Genomic DNA, 15,869 nt, shown 5'->3' with positions numbered 1-15,869 from the left:
CAGTCTATTCCGTCGCAGCGTCGGATTCGCGCGATGCTGCAGCGATGCGCGCCCCTTCAGCGGCCTTCGTGGCCTCTCGGGCACGCTTGCGCAGGTTCTTGTCGTTGATCACCCGATCGCCGACGGCCCCCGGCGTCCAGAGCTCGACGTCGTCTTCTCCGTAGCTGCTCTTCGAAGCCCTGCGCTTGACCGACGGCGCGACAGCCCCCGGGGCGAGGCGTCGCGCGGTGAGCAGGAACCCCGTATGTGCGACCATGCGGTGATCCGGCCGTACCGCGAGGCCCTCGACGTGCCAGCCGCGAACCATCGTCTCCGACGCGTCGGGGTCGGTGAACAGTCCGGTACCGCGAATGTACTCGGCCACGCGCGACAGCTGTGTCGCCGTCGCGATGTAGCAGAGCACCACTCCTCCGGGCGTGAGCGCTTCAGCCACGACGTCGATGCACTCCCAGGGAGCGAGCATGTCGAGCACGACCCGGTCGACGGTCCCCGGCGAGAACTCGGAAGGCAGCGCGTCGACGAGATCACCGACCACCACATCCCAGGTGTCGGGGGTCTCACCGAAGAACGTCTCGACGTTGCCCCGAGCGACCTGCGCGAAATCGTCCCTGCGTTCGAAGGACACGAGGCGCCCGGCTGGACCGATCGCTCTCAGCAGCGAAAGCGAGAGCGCTCCCGAGCCGACGCCGGCCTCGACCACAACGGACCCGGGGAAGATGTCGGCCTGCATCACGATCTGCGCGGCGTCCTTCGGGTAGACGATGGCCGCGCCTCGAGGCATCGACATGGCGAAGTCGCGCAGCAACGGTCGGAGCGCGAGGTAGTCGTGACCCGAGCTGCTCGACACGACAGAGCCGTCGGGCAGCCCGATGAGGTCACGGTGACGAAGCACGCCCTGGTGCGTGTGAAGCTCTCCGTCCTCGCGGAGCGTGACGGTGTGCAGCCGCCCCTTCGGACCGGTCAGCTGAACCCGATCCCCGGCGCGGAACGGACCGCTCGGCCGCGCCGCACCGGTTGTGGTCGGTGCGGTCGTGTGCGTCGGCGCAGTCGCGTCGGTCATCGGGTGGCTCCCGTCATCGAGGTCTGGCGGTCGAAGAGGTCGACCAGGTCGGCCGCAGTGCGGCCCTGAAGCGTCGGCCACAGCTCGTGGGCGCCGACGTGATCGAGGTCGACGATGTGCGGCACGCCGAGCGCGACGGCGCCTGAGGCGATGCCGGCGCGAAGTCCCGTCGGGGAGTCCTCGATCACGACGGCATCCGCGATGTCGATGTCGAGGAGCGACGCCGCATGTAGGTAGGGCTCCGGGTGCGGCTTCGGATTCGAGACGTCATCGCCTGCGACGACGATGTCGAAGGCGTCGAAGTCGATCAGCTCGACGACGCCGAGCGCCATCCGCCGAAGCGACATGGTCACCAGACCCGTCGGGATTCCGGCAGCACGGAGGTCCTGCAGAAGCTCGCGCGCCCCCGGCCTGAAGGGCACGCCCTTCGTCCGCAGCGCCTGCTGCACGCCATCGGTCAGGAGGGAGATGATCGCCTCGGCCTCCATGTCGACCCCCGCGCGCTGCAGGATGGTCGCGCTGTCGAGCAGACCGTTGCCGACGAGTTGCAGGGCATCGTCGTGCGTCCATGTTCCGCCGAAGGATTCGACGAGCGCGGTCTCTGCCGCCATCCAGTACGGCTCGGTGTCGACGAGTGTTCCGTCCATGTCCCAGAGGATCGCGCGGGGCTGTCTGCTCACCGGATCATGTTACCCGTGGCTGCGCCCGGTCCTCGTCCGAGCGGGCTAGCCTGGAGGGATAGGCACCGGCGAACACGAAGGGAGACCACGATGGATGTCCTCGGTTCACGAATCATCATCGCCGCCTTCGATGGCTGGAACGATGCCGGAGAAGCCGCGAGCGGTGCGATCTCCGCGCTGCGCGCGCAATCGGAGTACGACCTCGTGCACTCGATCGATCCGGAGCTGTACTTCGACTACCAGTACACCCGCCCGGCGACGAAGATGGATTCAGAAGGTCGTCGCCAGCTCACGTGGCCCGAAGCAGGACTCTGGCGCCCACGCGACCCGGGCCCGGGACCGGAGTTCTGGGTGCTGACCGGCGTGGAACCCGCTCGGACATGGCAGTCCTTCGCCGCCGAGTTCATCGACGTCGCGCTCAGAGACGATGTGACCGGACTCGTCACGCTGGGCGCCATGCTCTCGGACGTGCCGCATACCCGCCCGATCTCGATCTTCGCCTCCAGTCAGAACGAGCAGGTGCGCGAGGCTCACGGGCTCGAGCGCTCTCTGTATGAGGGCCCTGTCGGCATCCTCAGCGTCTTCGAGCACTTCGCCGAGAGCGCAGGAATCCCGACGGCGAGCCTCTGGGCGAGCGTTCCGCATTACGTGGCGTCCGCGACCCCCTCCCCCAAGGTCACTCTGGCGCTGCTCGACCGATTGGAAGAGCTCACCGGCGTCGAGTTCGCGCACAGCAGTCTGCGCACCGAGGCGGCCGCATGGGAGGCATCGATCGATGCCGCCGCGGCCGACGACGAGGACATGGCGGAGTACATCCGTCAGCTCGAGCAGACGCGCGACACCTGGGACTCCCCGGATGCCTCTGGCGACGCGATCGCACAGGCGTTCGAGCGCTACCTGCGTCGGCGCGGTGACGGTCCGAGCGACCACAAGCGCTGAACCTTGAGGCCATGACCTTCTCGGCGGCACGGTCTCGCGCCGCCGAGAAGCGTCGGGGTCAGGCTGCGATCACGCCCGTGCCGAGGAGCACGAGGAGCACGGAGCCGAGCAGGATGCGGTAGATCACGAAGGGCAGGAAGCTGCGCTTCGAGATGTAGCTCATGAAGAAGGCGATCACAGCGAGAGCCACGACGAACGCGACTCCCGTCGCTGCGAGAGTGTCTCCGAAGGAGAAGAACGATGGCTCGTTCCAGCTCTTGAACAGCTGGTAGAACCCGCTTCCGAACACGGCGGGAATCGCGAGCAGGAAGGCGTAGCGTGCTGCTGCAGCGCGCTCGTACCCCAGGAAGAGCCCCATGGTGATCGTTCCGCCGGAACGCGAGACGCCCGGGATCAGCGAGAGCGCCTGCGCGAATCCGTAGGCGACGCCATGCGGGTAGGTGAGTTGATCGAGCTTGCGGCGCTTCGCGCCGACGTGGTCCGCGACGCCGAGCAGGATTCCGAACACGATGAGCATGATCGCCACGATCCAGAGAGACCGGAAGACCGTCTCGATCTGGTCCTGGAACAGCAGTCCGAGGATGACGATCGGGATGCTGCCGATGATGATCATCCATCCCATCCGTGCGTCAGGATCGCTGCGTGGCACCTTTCCCGTCAATGACCGGAACCACTGCGCGACGATCCGGACGATGTCGCGCCAGAAGAAGACGACGACGGCCGCTTCGGTGCCGATCTGGGTGATGGCGGTGAACGCGGCCCCGGGATCCTCGCCCGAAGGGAGGAAGGTCCCCAGGATGCGCAGGTGGGCGCTGGAGGAGATCGGCAGGAACTCGGTGAGTCCCTGGACGATTCCGAGGATGAGCGCTTCGAACAGATGCATGGATAGGCCTTCTCGGTCGTGTGGCGGCGCAGACGTGGAGCCGGGCGCTCAGTACGTGCGCAGCAGATCGGCCAGCACCCGCTGACCGAAGACAAGCGATTCTACGGGTACCCGTTCGTCGACACCGTGGAACATGCCCGTGAAGTCGAGATCAGCAGGCAGGCGCAGCGGCGCGAAGCCGTACCCCGTGATGCCCAGGGCGGCCAGCGCCTTGTTGTCGGTGCCTGCCCCGAGCAGGTAGGGGATCACCGGAACACCGGGATCGTGCTGATGCAGGCTCGCGACCATCGCCTCGACCAGGTCGCCCTCGAAGGGTGTCTCCATTCCGATGTCCCGCACGACGGTCTCGATCTCGATCTCCTCGCCCACGATGGCCTGCAGCTCGGCCAGCACGTCGTCTTCGGTACCCGGGATGACCCGCACATCGATGAGCGCCTCGGCACGTTCGGGGATGACGTTGTGCTTGTACCCCGCAGTGAGTGCCGTCGGGTTCGTCGTGGTGCGGAACGACGAGCGCAGAAACGCCTCGGCGGGCCCGGCTGCAGCCGCCAGGGCGTCGGGGTCGTCGCTGGAGCGTCCCGAGAGATCGCTGAGTCCGCGGAGCAGGGCCTCGGTGGTCGTCGTGAGCTTCAGGGGCCATCGTGTCCGGCCGATGGCCGCCACCGCCTCGGCGAGCTTGGTGACGGCATTGTCGTCGTGCAGGCGACTGCCGTGCCCGGCGCGCCCCTTGGCTACGAGGCGGATCCAGATCAGGGCCTTCTCGCCGACCTGCAGCAGGTAGGCGCGTCGTCCGTCGACGCTGATCGAGTAGCCGCCGACCTCGCTGATCGCCTCGGTCGCACCCTCGAACCAGTGCGCGCGGTGCTGCACAGCGAGCGCTGACCCTTCCACTCCCCCGTTCTCCTCATCGGCGAAGAAGACGAGCACGAGATCGCGCGCGGGCTGCTCCCCGGCTCTCAGGATGTCTGCGACAGCGGTCAGGATCATCGCGTTCATGTTCTTCATGTCGACCGCGCCTCGACCCCAGAGCATCCCGTCTCGCACCTCGCCTGCGAACGGATCGACCGTCCAGTCCTCCGCGACCGCCGGCACCACGTCGAGGTGGCCATGCACGACGAGCGCAGACTTCTGCGGGTCTCGCCCGCGCACGCGGGCCATCACGGTCGTGCGGCGATCGATCGGCTCGTAGTACTCGACCTCGAGGCCCAGTTGCTGCAGGTATGCGCCGACGTATTCGGCCGCCTCCCGCTCTCCCCTGGCGTTGCCACCCCCGAAATTGGATGTGTCGAAACGGATCAGGTCCTGCGCGATGCGCACCACCTCGGGAAGCGACGGTTCGGTCATGCTTTCCAGGCTATCGAAGCGCGGAGGCGCGCCCGGGAATCGCGCTCGTTTTCGGAGTGCGGTGAAGCCCGTGCTAATGTAAATCTTCGTTCGGCAACGAACATCCAACACCTGCGCGGGTGGCGGAATGGTAGACGCGCTACGTTGAGGTCGTAGTGCCCGTAAGGGCGTGGGGGTTCAAGTCCCCCTCCGCGCACAGTCGAGAAGCTCCGGAACACCATGTTCCGGAGCTTCTTTCGTGTACGGCGAGTACGCCGCGCAGGCGGGGTGCGGCCTCAGACCGCCCCCACCCCGAACAGCAGGCCGAGCCCGTAGGTGATCGCGGCCGCGCCGAAGCCGATCGCCAACTGGCGCAGCGCCCGCCGAAGAGGCGGCCCGCCCGACAGAACGCCCACCATCGCTCCGGTCGAGAGCAGCGCGACGCCAACGAGCGCGAGTGCGACGATCACGGCTGCAGTGCCCTCGAGACCGAAAATCCAGGGAAGCACGGGGATGATCGCTCCGGAGGAGAAGAGAAGGAAGCTCGACAGGGCGGCGGTCCAGTCACTGCCGACGATCTCGTGGTCCGTGGCGGCGTGGATATGCACCGGACCGGTGGCCGTGCGCTCGACGCCGGCACGAGCGGCGGCGACGATGCGGCCTGCGCGTTCCAGCGCCTCATCGGGCGCGACACCGCGGGCACGGTAGACGAGCGCCAGTTCGTTCTCATCTATGTCGAGATCAGCTGCCGACGCGGCCGCATCCTCATTGGCCTCGGTCGCGGCCAGCAGCTCTCGCTGGGACCGGACGGAGACGAACTCGCCCGCTCCCATGGACAAAGCGCCCGCGAGGAGACCCGCGATGCCGCTGAACAGCACGAAACTCGAGCTGACCCCGGTGGCTCCGATGCCGAGCACGAGGGCGAGGTTGCTGACGAGGCCGTCGTTCGCGCCGAAGACTGCCGCTCGGAACGAGCCGGAGAGCCGACGACGGCCACGGGCGGCGAGACCGCGAACGACCTCGTAGTGCACCTTCTCGTCGGCCCTCATCGCGGGGGTGGCGTACTGCTCGGAGTCGTACGGTGAACGGGCCTCGGCGGTCTGAGCGAGAGCGAGCACGAAGATCGACCCGAACCGACCCGCCATCCAGCCGAGCAGACGCGATCGGAGTCCCGCGCGCGGCAGGCGGGCGGGTTCGGCCCCCAACAGGTCGAGCCAGTGCTGCTCGTGGCGACGCTCGGCATCCGCGAGGCTCAGCAGGATCTGTTGCTCCTCGCCGGTACGACGCTGCGCAAGCCTCTGGTACACCATGCCCTCGGCACGCTCCTCGACGAGGTAGCGTGCCCAGCGGCGGCGGTCTGCGGCGGTCGGCTCTGTGTGGGCAGCGGGGGCCGTCATTCGATCTCCTGTGTGATGGGGGCCCCACGCGGGACGCCATCACCACGCTAGCTGCGGGGTCCGCGCCGGATCGCACTGGAAGCGGTATTGCCAGGTTTTCGGGAATCCGAACGACGGGGCGCGATTCGCACCCCGAGTCGTCGTCAGGACCTCACGCGTTTGCGCAGGACCTCGATACGGGCCTGCAACTGCGTGACGGTTGCCTGTGCGACGGCCGGGCCGCCGCAGATACGGCGGAGCTCGGCATGCACCGCGCCGTGCGGTTCGCCCTTCTGCCGGGCATACAGGCCCACCAGGCTGTTGAGCAGTTGGCGCTGCTCCTTCAGCGTCCGGTGCAGCGGGGCGGGAAGAGTCGTCGTCTCGGTCGGAGACGCCGTGGCTTCTCGTGCTTCGCGAAGGCGCGACTGCCGGGACTGGCGCTGCATGAGCAGCTCATGCACGTGCTCGGGCTCGAGAAGCCCGGGGAACCCGATGAACTCCTCCTCCTCGGGCGTGCCTGGCTCTGCGAGCTGACCGAACTCCTGCCCCTCGAACACGACACGATCGAAGTGGGCGACCGACGACAGCGCCTGGTAGCTGAATTCCTGAGTCAGCGCATCGGATGCGTCGTCCTCGCGGTTGGCGCTGTCGAGCAGGGAGTCCTCGAGACCGTCGTCGTCCTTCGACTGCCGATCGAGGGCATGATCGCGCTGCTTGTCCATCTCGTTCGCGAGCCCCATGAGCACCGGCACCTGCGGGAGGAAGACGCTGGCCGCCTCTCCCCGCCGACGCGCGCGCACGAATCGCCCGATCGCCTGGGCGAAGAACAGCGGCGTCGACGACGACGTCGCGTACACGCCGACCGCGAGCCGGGGCACGTCAACGCCCTCCGACACCATCCTGACCGCCACCATCCAGCGGGCGTCTCCTGCACTGAACTTCTCGATGCGCTCAGACGCCGTGGCATCGTCGGACAGCACGATGGACGGCTGCTGACCCGTGATGCTGTGCAGGATCTTCGCGTAGGCCCGCGCGACCGTCTGGTCGGTCGCGAGCACGAGCCCGCCCGCGTCGGGAACGTGGTGCCGGATCTCGGTGAGACGCCGGTCGGCCGCCGAGAGCACCGCCGGCATCCACTCGCCCTCGGGGTCGAGCGCCGTGCGCCACGCCTGAGAGGTCACGTCTTTCGTGTTGTCCTGCCCGAGGTGGGTCTCCAGCTCATCGCCGGTACTCGTGCGCCACCGCATCTTGCCGGCGTACATGTGGAACAGCACGGGACGCACGACGCCATCGGCGAGAGCTCGACCGTATCCGTAGTTGTAGTCGGTCCTCGAGATGCGCGCACCGGACTCGTCGGGGTGATATTCGACGAACGGGATCGGCGCGGTGTCGCTGCGGAAGGGGGTTCCCGACAACAGCAGCCGACGCTTGGCCGGCCCGTAAGCGTCGCGGATCGCATCGCCCCAGCTGAGCGCATCGCCACCGTGATGGACCTCGTCGAGAATCACCAGCGTGCGCGCATCTTCTGTGAGATGCCGGTGCACGGATGACTTCGCGGCCACCTGCGCGTACGTCACGACGGCACCGTGGTAGTGCCGCGCCGGAGCCCAGTCGCTGTTGCGGAAACGGGGATCGAGACGGATGTGCACGCGCGCCGCGGCGTCGGCCCACTGGGTCTTCAGGTGCTCGGTCGGTGCGACCACGATGATCCGATTGACCTCGCCCATGCGCATCAGCTCGACGGCGAGGGTCAGGGCGAACGTCGTCTTGCCGGCGCCCGGAGTCGCGGCGACGAGGAAGTCCCGCTGATCGGCCTCGAAGTACTGCTCCAGAGCCTCTTGCTGCCAGGCGCGCAGCTTGTTCGCGGTTCCCCACGGGGCGCGCTGAGGAAAGGAAGGAGAAAGCATCGACTCCACGATAATCGCTGTCACCGACACCGAGCGCGACGACGACCGCAGACAGGGCGTCTCGCGTCGTCGTGGGGCGCACGAGTAGGCTCGACCGGTGCGCCGCGACCACCGATGCGCTGCGCTCGTTCGCGAAGGAGAGCTGGATGACCGACCAGGATTCGACTCGGACCCCGTATCTCGACAACGAGACTCCGCACCCGTGGCGTCGCTTCGTCGCGATCGGCGATTCGTTCACAGAAGGCATCGGAGACCCCGATCTCTCGCACCCCGGTCGCCACCGCGGCTGGGCGGATCGGGTGGCCGAAGTCCTGTCGCAGCAGGTCGACGACTTCGCCTACGCGAATCTCGCGGTGCGCGGCAAACTCATCGCCCAGATCGTGCACGACCAGGTCGAGCCGGCTGTCTCACTGCATCCGGATCTGATCTCGATCTGCGCCGGCGGCAACGACGTGATCCGGCCCGGCACCGATCCGGACGCGATCGCGGTCCAGCTCGAGGATGCCGTGGCGCGACTGTCATCCACCGGCGCGACGCTGCTCCTCTTCACGGGCGTCGATACCGCTTTCACGCCCGTGTTCCGCCCCTTCCGCGGCAAGGTGGCGATCTACAACGAGAACATCCGCGCGATCGCCGACCGTCACGACTGCATCGTGGCCGACCAGTGGGCGCTCAAGGTCGTGCAAGACATGCGCTTCTTCGACGATGACCGACTGCACTACAACGCGCTCGGTCATCACGAGGTCGCACGGATGGCTCTTCGTGCCCTCAACGTCCCGAACGAGCTGGAATCGATGCAGCCGGAACCGCTGCCCGTGCGCACCTGGAGAGAGGCCCGTTCCGGCGATCTCGGCTGGGCGCGGGAGCACCTCGTTCCGTGGGTCCTGCGGCGGCTGCGACACGAGTCATCGGGCGATCACATCCTCGCGAAACGCCCCGAGGCCGCGCCCGTCGTTCTTCCGGAGCGCGACTGACCGACGTTCAGCGTGTCAGCGCGGTCCGAGCGCCCAGAGCGCCACTGCCGCCGCGGAGGCGACGTTCAACGAATCGACGCCGCCGAACATGGGGATGGTGACGACCGTGTCCGCCTTCTCGAGCGCAGTGCGGGAGAGTCCGTCACCCTCGGTTCCCATCACGATCGCGACCCGCTCCGGACGATCCGCGGCGTACGCGTCGAGTGTCACGGCGTCGTCCCTGAGTGCCAGCGCGGCGATGTCGAACTGCGCCGCGTGGAGATCGGCGACGGCCGAATCCCAGTCGGGGATCCGGGTCCACGGCACCTGGAAGACGGTGCCCATGCTCACCCGCACGCTGCGGCGGTACAGCGGGTCGGCTCCCCCGGGCGACACGAGCACGGCGTCCGCGCCGAGACCGGCGGCGGCACGGAACGCTGCACCGACGTTCGTGTGATCGCCGACGTTCTCGAGCACGAGCACGAGTCGCGCCCCGTCGAGGACATCGCGCACCGTGCGCAGGCCGGGTCGATGCATCGACGCGATCGTCCCTCGATGCACCGCGAAGCCGGTGACCGCTTCTGCCACCTCGTCCGGCACCACGTACACCGGCACGTCGAACTCGCCGACGATCGCTCTGATGTCGTCCACCCGGCGTTCCTGCACGAGCACGGAGCGCGGGCGGTGCCCAGCGGCGACGGCACGCGCGATCACCTTCGTCGACTCCGCGATGTAGAGCCCGCCCGCGGGGTCCTTGACGGTCCGAAGCGCGGTGTCGGTGAGCCCGCGGTAGTCGTCGAGTCGTCGATCGTCCGGATTCGTCACGCGCAGCAGTTCCACGCGCCCCAGTCTGCCACCGGTCGATGCATCGGCTTCGCGGCCGGCCCGAAGCATACGCCGCACGGCACGGCCTAGACTCGAAGGAGGAGGTCACGTGAGCGCAACGAGTCCGGTCGAGTCGTCGGCCGCCGTCGCTCGCGCTGCAGAACTCCTGCGCGGCCGTCGCATCGCGCTCCTCACGGGAGCCGGCATCTCCACCGACTCCGGTATCCCCGCCTATCGCGGCGAAGGCGCACGGACGCGCGCCGATCCGATGACCATTCAGCGCTACCTCGGCGACGAGGCAGCCAGACGGCGATACTGGGTCGGGGGGCATCTCGGCTGGCGCGCATTCGCGCAGGCGGGCCCCAACCGCGGGCACGTCGCCCTCGCCGAGATGGAGTCATCGGGACGTGTGAGCGGCGTCATCACGCAGAACGTCGACGGTCTGCATCTGCGGGCCGGCAGCTCGCACGTCATCGAGGTGCACGGAACCATGAGGCGCGTGCTGTGCCTGCACTGCGGTCAGGTGTTCGATCGACGCGACATCGCTGTGCAGATCGAAGAGAAGAACCCCTGGATCAGCGTTCCCGAGAACGTGGCGTTGAACCCCGACGGAGACGTGCTGCCCGAGAACACCGAGGGCTTCATCGTTCCGACCTGCACGGTGTGCGGCGGCATGTTGAAGCCTGACGTCGTGTTCTTCGGAGAATATGTGCCGCAGGACCGCTTCCGCGCTGCCGAATCGCTGCTCCGTTCCAGCGACGCGCTCATCGTCGCGGGTACGTCGCTGGTGGTGAACTCGGGCGTGCGACTGGTCGAGCGTGCGCGACGCCGCAGCATCCCTCTCATTATCGTCAACCGGGAGCCGACGCGAGCGGACGTCTGGGCGGATGTCACCATCGCCGCCGGCACCAGCGACGTGCTCCCCGCCATCCAGGAGCTTCTCGAATGACTCTGCTCACCCTCGTCCGTCATGGCCAGACCGATTGGAACCTGGATCGCAGGATCCAGGGATCGACCGACATCCCCCTGAACGAGACCGGCCGGGCCGACGCCCGCACAGCGGCAGCGAATCTCGCGGGCACGACGCATCATGCGATTTACACCAGCCCGCTGCTCCGCGCGAGAGAGACGGCGGAGATCATCTCTGCCGAACTCGGCCTGGGCGCGCCCGTCCTGGTGCCCGGCATCCGCGAACGCGAGTTCGGCGCCGGCGAGGGGATGCGCGTGTCGGAGTACATGGAGACCTACGGCGGTTGGCATTCCGAGGTTCCGGGCGCGGAGACCCTCGCGGATGTCGCCGAGCGGGCACTTCAAGCCCTCGATGCGATCGCTCGGGATTCGCGTCGTCGGTCCACTCCCTTCGCGGAGTCCGTGGTCGTCGTCGCGCACGGCGGAGTGATCAGGTCACTCATCGACCATGTGTCGGGAGGAACGCTCCCCCGTCCCGGCGATCAGATCGTGAACGGCTCGGCGCACCGCTTCGAAGCATCTCCGGGTGTGCTCCGACTCCTCGACCAGTCCGTCTTGATCTGATCTCACCGCGCGCGAGCGAGCACGGAACGGGCGTGTCGGAGCACCGGCTCGTCGACCATGCGTCCCTCGAATCGGAAGACACCGCGCTCCGACTCCGCAGCAGCGAGAACCGATCGCGCCCAGTCGATCGCCGCGACGTCGGGCGCGTAGGCCGCGCGGATCGCCGCGACCTGGTCGGGGTGGATGCAGGCTGTCGCCGCAAAACCTGATGCCGCCGCGTCCTCTGCCTCGGCCTGGAGTCCCTCGAGGTCGCCGAGGGCGATGTGCACCGCATCGATCGCGGCCTTGCCCTGAGCGCCGGCCTCGAGAAGCACCCGAGACCTCGCGTATCGGGCGATGTCTCGATACGACCCGTCATCGCGTCGGCTGGAGGTGCCCCCGAGCGACGCGACGAGGTCTTCCGCACCCCACATCATGGCGATGACGCGCTCGTGCGCTGCGATCCGATCGGCGGCATGGATACCACGCGCCGTCTCACACAGCGCGATCAGCGCGAACCGCGCATCGAAGACGTCCAGACTCGACGCGTTCTCGGTCTTCGCGACCATCACGGTGCGGAAGTCGGTCTGGGACAGCGTGGCGAGATCCGACGCGAATTCCTCGGACCCCGGCGGGTTCACGCGCACGATCACTCGGTCGGGATCGAGGTCGGCGTCGATGATATTGCCACGGGCCGTCGCCTTCGCTGCCGGCGACACGGCATCCTCGAGATCGAGGATGACCGCATCAGCCTTTTCGAGAGCCTTGCTGAACCGCTCGGGCCGGTCTGCCGGGCAGAAGAGCAGCGCCGGGCCGAGGTCGAGACTCATTCCGTGTCCCCCGGTCGGCAGCGCACGAGCACGGTGCGCGTCGCGGTCGCGACGATCGCATCGTGCTGGTTGCGTCCGATGTGGCTGATCGTCACAACCCCCTGCCCCTGACGCGACACGGACAGTCGTTTCTCGACGACAGCACTCTCTGTGTACAGCGTGTCGCCGGCGAAGAGCGGACGCGGGAACGTGATCTCCGTGAGGCCCATCTGCGCGACGAGGGTGCCCTGAGTGAGTTGTGCGACCGACGATCCCACCATCGTCGAGAGCGTCCACATCGAGTTCATGAGCCTCGCGCCGAAGGGCTCCTGCGACGCAGCGAAGGCCTCATCGAGGTGCAGCGCCTGCGTGTTCATGGTGAGCGTCGTGAACAGCACATTGTCGGTCTCGGTCGCAGTGCGCCCCGGCCGGTGGAGGTACCGGGCGTCGGCGTCGAACTCCTCGAAGTAGAGGCCTCGCTGCACGATCTCTCTCGCGGTCATGCTGTCACGCTACCCCGTGAGTCCGAGCGAACGTGCGATGACGAGCAGCTGCACCTCGGTCGTGCCCTCGCCGATCTCGAGGATCTTCGAGTCACGGTAGTGACGAGCGACCGTGAACTCGTTCATGAAGCCGTTCCCTCCGAAGATCTGCGTCGCGTCCCTCGCGTTGTCCATCGCGGCCTCCCCGGCCACGAGCTTGGCGATGGCAGCCTGCTCGGCGAAGGCCGACCCCGCGTCGCGGAGCCGCGCCGCATGACGCCACGCGAGGCGGGCGGTGTGCACTCGAGCTCGCATGCGGGCGAGCGTGAACTGCGCGTTCTGCCTGGTGCTGAGCGCACTGCCGAAGATGGTGCGCGACTTCGCGTAGTCGATCGCCGCTTCCAGGCATCCCTCGGCCGCACCGGTGGAAAGGGCTGCGATCGCGATTCGGCCCTCGTCGAGGATGCTCAGGAAGTTGCGGAAGCCGCTCCCCCGCTCGCCGAGGAGGTTCCCCACCGGGACCCGCGCGCCGTCGAAGCTGAGCGGATGCGTGTCGGAGGCGTTCCATCCGACCTTGTCGTACGGGGGATCGACAGTGAATCCGGGCGTGCCGTTCGGCACGATGATCGTGGAGATCTCCTTACGCCCGTCGATGGAACCGGTGACCGCCGTCACCGTGACGAAGCGGGTGATCGGCGTTCCTGAGTTGGTGATGAACTGCTTCGATCCATCGATCACCCACTCGTCGCCATCGAGTCGAGCGGTCGTGCGCGTCGCGCCGGCATCGCTCCCCGCTTCAGGCTCGGTCAGGCCGAAGCCCGCGAGGGCTCGCCCGGCGAGCAGATCCGGCAGCAGGGCTCGCTTCTGCTCCTCCGTGCCGAAGCGGAACACCGGCATCGCACCGAGGCTGACCCCCGCCTCGAGCGTGATCGCCATCGACTGGTCGACCCGTCCGAGCGCCTCGATCGCGATCCCCAGCGCCATGTAGTCGCCGCCCTGACCGCCGTACTCCTCGGGGAACGGCAGACCGAAGAGACCCAGGTCCCCCATCTGCCGCACGACATCCATCGAGAGCGTATGAGTCCGGTCCGCCTCATACGCCTGAGGCGCGACCACGGTGTCTGCGAACTCGCGCACCATTCCTGCGAGCTCGCGCTCCTCATCCGTCAGCTCAAGACTCATCGTTCATCCTCCATCGTGACGCGAGCGACCACCTGATCCCGTCGCACCTGATCTCCGGCGGAGACCAGCACCCGCACAGTTCCGTCCTGGGGTGCCACGACGGGGTGCTCCATCTTCATCGCCTCGATCGAGACGAGGGGCATTCCGGTCGTGACATGGTCGCCATCCGCGACGTGCACGGCGACGACACCACCCGGCATCGGAGCGCGGGCCTCAGGAGCCGCCTCCGAGGCGCGTGCTTCGAGTCCGGCCAGACGACGACGCATCCGATCACGTCGGTCCAGTGGCTGAAGCCGCACCGTCCGCCCGCCCTCGGCGACCCACACGGCGCCATCATCGTCGACGGCGACCGCGGTGCTGCGCGACGATGATGCTCCCCTCGGCACGGCGAAGACGTCCTCGACATCGGTCAGGAAGACGATCTCTACGCGAGAGTGATCGGTCAGCCGCTGCCACACGTGCCCCGCGCGTCGTGCCGACCGCTCCTCCGGGCGCGACATGATGAGATGCTCGCGCGCCGCCGACAGCATCGCTTCGGACGGAGGCTCGACAGCCAGGGGCAGCAACGATTCGATGAGCCCCGTATCCAGGTCTCCGGCAGCGACCCGCGCATCGCTGCAGAGCTGCTTCAGGAACGCGATGTTCGTGTCGACGCCCAGCACCGTCGTCCGGCTGAGTGCCGCATCCAGCAGCCGAAGGGCGGAGGCGCGATCGTCTGCGTGGGCGATCACCTTCGCGATCAAAGGGTCGTAATATCCCGTGACCTCCGAACCCGTCTCGACAGCGGCATCCACTCGAACGCCGTCGGGCACGTCGAACAGCAGCACGCGACCCGTCGACGGGACGAATCCGCGGTGCGGGCACTCGGCGTACACACGCGCCTCCACGGCGTGGCCGCGCGTCTTGGGCGTGGGCGGCAGAGGGGCCCCTGCGGCCACGTCGATCTGGAGAGCGACCAGATCGATGCCGGTGACCTCCTCGGTGACGGGGTGCTCGACCTGAAGTCGCGTGTTCATCTCGATGAAGAAGACCTCGTCCTGCCTCTCCGCGTCGATCAGGAACTCGACGGTGCCCGCGCCGACATATGCCACGCTCCGCGCCGCCTGCACGGCGGCCTCGAACAGGCGCGCTCTCGTGGATTCGGGGATGCCCGCAGACGGCGCCTCTTCGACGACCTTCTGGTGACGGCGCTGGAGTGTGCATTCGCGCTCGCCGAGAACGATCACCTGTCCGTGGACGTCGCCGAACACCTGCACCTCGATGTGCCGCGGGCGACGTATGAGTCGTTCCAGGATCAGTGCGTCGTCTCCGAAGGCGGAGGCCGCGATGCGCCGCGCGGAGGCGAGCGCCGGGGCCAATCCGGAAGCGTCTTCGACCACCTCCATGCCTTTGCCGCCCCCTCCCGCGCTCGGCTTCACCAGCAGGGGGAATCCGACGCGTTCGGCCTCGTCACGGATCTCGGCGTCGGAGAGTCCACGCGCGTCGAAACCCGGCACGATGGGTACCCCGGATCGAGTCACGTGTTCACGTGCTCTGGCCTTGTCGCCCATGATCTGAAGCGCGTCGACCGACGGACCGATGAAGACGATGCCTCCCTCGGCGCACGCCTCGGCGAGCCCCACGCTCTCGGACAGGAAACCGTACCCCGGATGGATCGCCTGAGCGCCGCTCGCGCGGGCCGCGGCGATCACGGCATCGATGTCGAGGTAGGAATCCGCGGCGGGTGCCGGGCCGATCCGCACGGCGGCGTCCGCCTCGCGCACGTGCGGAGCAGCGGCGTCGGCATCGCTGTACACCGCCACACTGCGAATCCCCTTCTCCCGCAGCGTGCGGATGATGCGACGCGCGATCTCTCCTCTGTTCGCCACCAGAATCGTGTCGAAGCCCTTCACGGGCGCGGAGATCCGGCTGGTGCCTGGCTGAAGATCTGTCATGTGG

15 protein-coding genes and 1 tRNA gene are annotated in these 15,869 nt (G+C 67.7%); 5 read left to right on the top strand and 11 right to left on the bottom strand.

Annotated features, from left to right (window positions below; translation table 11 throughout):
• Positions 1-4: 4 nt before the first annotated feature.
• Both AC3WS6_RS10590 and AC3WS6_RS10585 read right to left on the bottom strand, forming a co-directional pair.
• Positions 5-1,060, bottom strand: coding sequence for a tRNA (adenine-N1)-methyltransferase (locus tag AC3WS6_RS10590; RefSeq protein WP_492500979.1), 1,056 nt, complete (start codon positions 1,058-1,060; stop codon positions 5-7).
• Positions 1,057-1,740, bottom strand: coding sequence for an HAD family hydrolase (locus tag AC3WS6_RS10585; RefSeq protein ID WP_492500978.1), 684 nt, complete (start codon positions 1,738-1,740; stop codon positions 1,057-1,059). The genes AC3WS6_RS10590 and AC3WS6_RS10585 overlap by 4 nt, the downstream gene beginning before the upstream one ends.
• A 90-nt stretch (positions 1,741-1,830) precedes the next feature.
• Between AC3WS6_RS10585 and AC3WS6_RS10580 the strand changes: the two genes are divergently transcribed.
• On the top strand, positions 1,831-2,679 hold the full coding sequence (locus AC3WS6_RS10580; protein ID WP_492500977.1) for a PAC2 family protein: 849 nt from the start codon (positions 1,831-1,833) through the stop codon (positions 2,677-2,679).
• 58 nt (positions 2,680-2,737) lie between these two features.
• Here AC3WS6_RS10580 and AC3WS6_RS10575 read toward each other — a convergent pair whose 3' ends face one another.
• Positions 2,738-3,562, bottom strand: a complete 825-nt coding sequence (locus AC3WS6_RS10575; RefSeq protein ID WP_492500976.1) for an undecaprenyl-diphosphate phosphatase — start codon at positions 3,560-3,562, stop codon at positions 2,738-2,740.
• A gap of 48 nt (positions 3,563-3,610) precedes the next feature.
• Positions 3,611-4,906, bottom strand: coding sequence for a M20/M25/M40 family metallo-hydrolase (locus AC3WS6_RS10570; protein ID WP_492500975.1), 1,296 nt, complete (start codon positions 4,904-4,906; stop codon positions 3,611-3,613).
• Between the two features lie 113 nt (positions 4,907-5,019).
• On the opposite strand from AC3WS6_RS10570, the gene AC3WS6_RS10565 reads away from it, so the two are divergent.
• A tRNA-Leu gene (locus AC3WS6_RS10565) sits at positions 5,020-5,102 on the top strand.
• A gap of 79 nt (positions 5,103-5,181) precedes the next feature.
• Here AC3WS6_RS10565 and AC3WS6_RS10560 read toward each other — a convergent pair.
• Positions 5,182-6,282 carry a VIT1/CCC1 transporter family protein gene (locus tag AC3WS6_RS10560; protein WP_492500974.1) on the bottom strand — a complete coding sequence of 367 codons (1,101 nt, stop codon included), beginning with the start codon at positions 6,280-6,282 and terminating at the stop codon, positions 5,182-5,184.
• Positions 6,283-6,425: 143 nt separating this feature from the next.
• The gene (locus AC3WS6_RS10555) at positions 6,426-8,168 is read right to left on the bottom strand and encodes a DEAD/DEAH box helicase (protein ID WP_492500973.1); all 1,743 of its coding nucleotides are present in this window, start codon (positions 8,166-8,168) and stop codon (positions 6,426-6,428) included.
• A 146-nt stretch (positions 8,169-8,314) separates the two neighbouring features.
• On the opposite strand from AC3WS6_RS10555, the gene AC3WS6_RS10550 reads away from it, so the two are divergent.
• Positions 8,315-9,142, top strand: a complete 828-nt coding sequence (locus tag AC3WS6_RS10550) for an SGNH/GDSL hydrolase family protein (RefSeq protein ID WP_492500972.1) — start codon at positions 8,315-8,317, stop codon at positions 9,140-9,142.
• A 15-nt stretch (positions 9,143-9,157) separates the two neighbouring features.
• On the opposite strand, the gene AC3WS6_RS10545 is transcribed toward AC3WS6_RS10550, so the two are convergent.
• On the bottom strand, positions 9,158-9,961 hold the full coding sequence (locus tag AC3WS6_RS10545) for a TrmH family RNA methyltransferase (protein ID WP_492500971.1): 804 nt from the start codon (positions 9,959-9,961) through the stop codon (positions 9,158-9,160).
• 94 nt (positions 9,962-10,055) lie between these two features.
• Between AC3WS6_RS10545 and AC3WS6_RS10540 the strand changes: the two genes are divergently transcribed.
• A complete protein-coding gene (locus AC3WS6_RS10540) occupies positions 10,056-10,895 on the top strand; it encodes a Sir2 family NAD-dependent protein deacetylase (protein WP_492500970.1) in 840 nt (279 codons plus the stop codon).
• Positions 10,892-11,479, top strand: coding sequence for a histidine phosphatase family protein (locus AC3WS6_RS10535; RefSeq protein ID WP_492500969.1), 588 nt, complete (start codon positions 10,892-10,894; stop codon positions 11,477-11,479). The genes AC3WS6_RS10540 and AC3WS6_RS10535 overlap by 4 nt, the downstream gene beginning before the upstream one ends.
• A gap of 2 nt (positions 11,480-11,481) precedes the next feature.
• Here AC3WS6_RS10535 and AC3WS6_RS10530 read toward each other — a convergent pair whose 3' ends face one another.
• From AC3WS6_RS10530 to AC3WS6_RS10515, 4 genes are read right to left on the bottom strand one after another with little or no spacing between them, the layout of a single operon-like run.
• Entirely contained in the window at positions 11,482-12,288 is an 807-nt protein-coding gene (locus AC3WS6_RS10530; RefSeq protein WP_492500968.1) for an HpcH/HpaI aldolase/citrate lyase family protein, read from the bottom strand.
• The gene (locus AC3WS6_RS10525) at positions 12,285-12,770 is read right to left on the bottom strand and encodes a MaoC family dehydratase (RefSeq protein ID WP_492500967.1); all 486 of its coding nucleotides are present in this window, start codon (positions 12,768-12,770) and stop codon (positions 12,285-12,287) included. The genes AC3WS6_RS10530 and AC3WS6_RS10525 overlap by 4 nt, the downstream gene beginning before the upstream one ends.
• Before the next feature lie 9 nt (positions 12,771-12,779).
• The gene (locus AC3WS6_RS10520; RefSeq protein WP_492500966.1) at positions 12,780-13,931 is read right to left on the bottom strand and encodes an acyl-CoA dehydrogenase family protein; all 1,152 of its coding nucleotides are present in this window, start codon (positions 13,929-13,931) and stop codon (positions 12,780-12,782) included.
• Positions 13,928-15,865 (bottom strand): acetyl/propionyl/methylcrotonyl-CoA carboxylase subunit alpha, encoded by a 1,938-nt coding sequence (locus AC3WS6_RS10515; protein ID WP_492500965.1) that lies wholly within the window; start codon positions 15,863-15,865, stop codon positions 13,928-13,930. Before AC3WS6_RS10515 ends, AC3WS6_RS10520 begins: the two co-directional genes overlap by 4 nt.
• Positions 15,866-15,869 lie beyond the last annotated feature (4 nt).

This window comes from Microbacterium sp. EB106-03-03-XG65, assembly GCF_058791955.1.
Note: the sequence above shows the minus strand (reverse complement) of the source record. Positions and strands in the feature narration are given on the sequence as shown.

Coding starts and splice junctions, on each gene's coding strand:
- AC3WS6_RS10520 (WP_492500966.1), bottom strand. CDS start 13,931: ATGAGTCTTGAGCTGACGGATGAGGAGCGCGAGCTCGCAGGAATGGTG.
- AC3WS6_RS10575 (WP_492500976.1), bottom strand. CDS start 3,562: ATGCATCTGTTCGAAGCGCTCATCCTCGGAATCGTCCAGGGACTCACC.
- AC3WS6_RS10570 (WP_492500975.1), bottom strand. CDS start 4,906: ATGACCGAACCGTCGCTTCCCGAGGTGGTGCGCATCGCGCAGGACCTG.
- AC3WS6_RS10525 (WP_492500967.1), bottom strand. CDS start 12,770: ATGACCGCGAGAGAGATCGTGCAGCGAGGCCTCTACTTCGAGGAGTTC.
- AC3WS6_RS10550 (WP_492500972.1), top strand. CDS start 8,315: ATGACCGACCAGGATTCGACTCGGACCCCGTATCTCGACAACGAGACT.
- AC3WS6_RS10590 (WP_492500979.1), bottom strand. CDS start 1,060: ATGACCGACGCGACTGCGCCGACGCACACGACCGCACCGACCACAACC.
- AC3WS6_RS10515 (WP_492500965.1), bottom strand. CDS start 15,865: ATGACAGATCTTCAGCCAGGCACCAGCCGGATCTCCGCGCCCGTGAAG.
- AC3WS6_RS10560 (WP_492500974.1), bottom strand. CDS start 6,282: ATGACGGCCCCCGCTGCCCACACAGAGCCGACCGCCGCAGACCGCCGC.
- AC3WS6_RS10580 (WP_492500977.1), top strand. CDS start 1,831: ATGGATGTCCTCGGTTCACGAATCATCATCGCCGCCTTCGATGGCTGG.
- AC3WS6_RS10530 (WP_492500968.1), bottom strand. CDS start 12,288: ATGAGTCTCGACCTCGGCCCGGCGCTGCTCTTCTGCCCGGCAGACCGG.
- AC3WS6_RS10535 (WP_492500969.1), top strand. CDS start 10,892: ATGACTCTGCTCACCCTCGTCCGTCATGGCCAGACCGATTGGAACCTG.
- AC3WS6_RS10555 (WP_492500973.1), bottom strand. CDS start 8,168: ATGCTTTCTCCTTCCTTTCCTCAGCGCGCCCCGTGGGGAACCGCGAAC.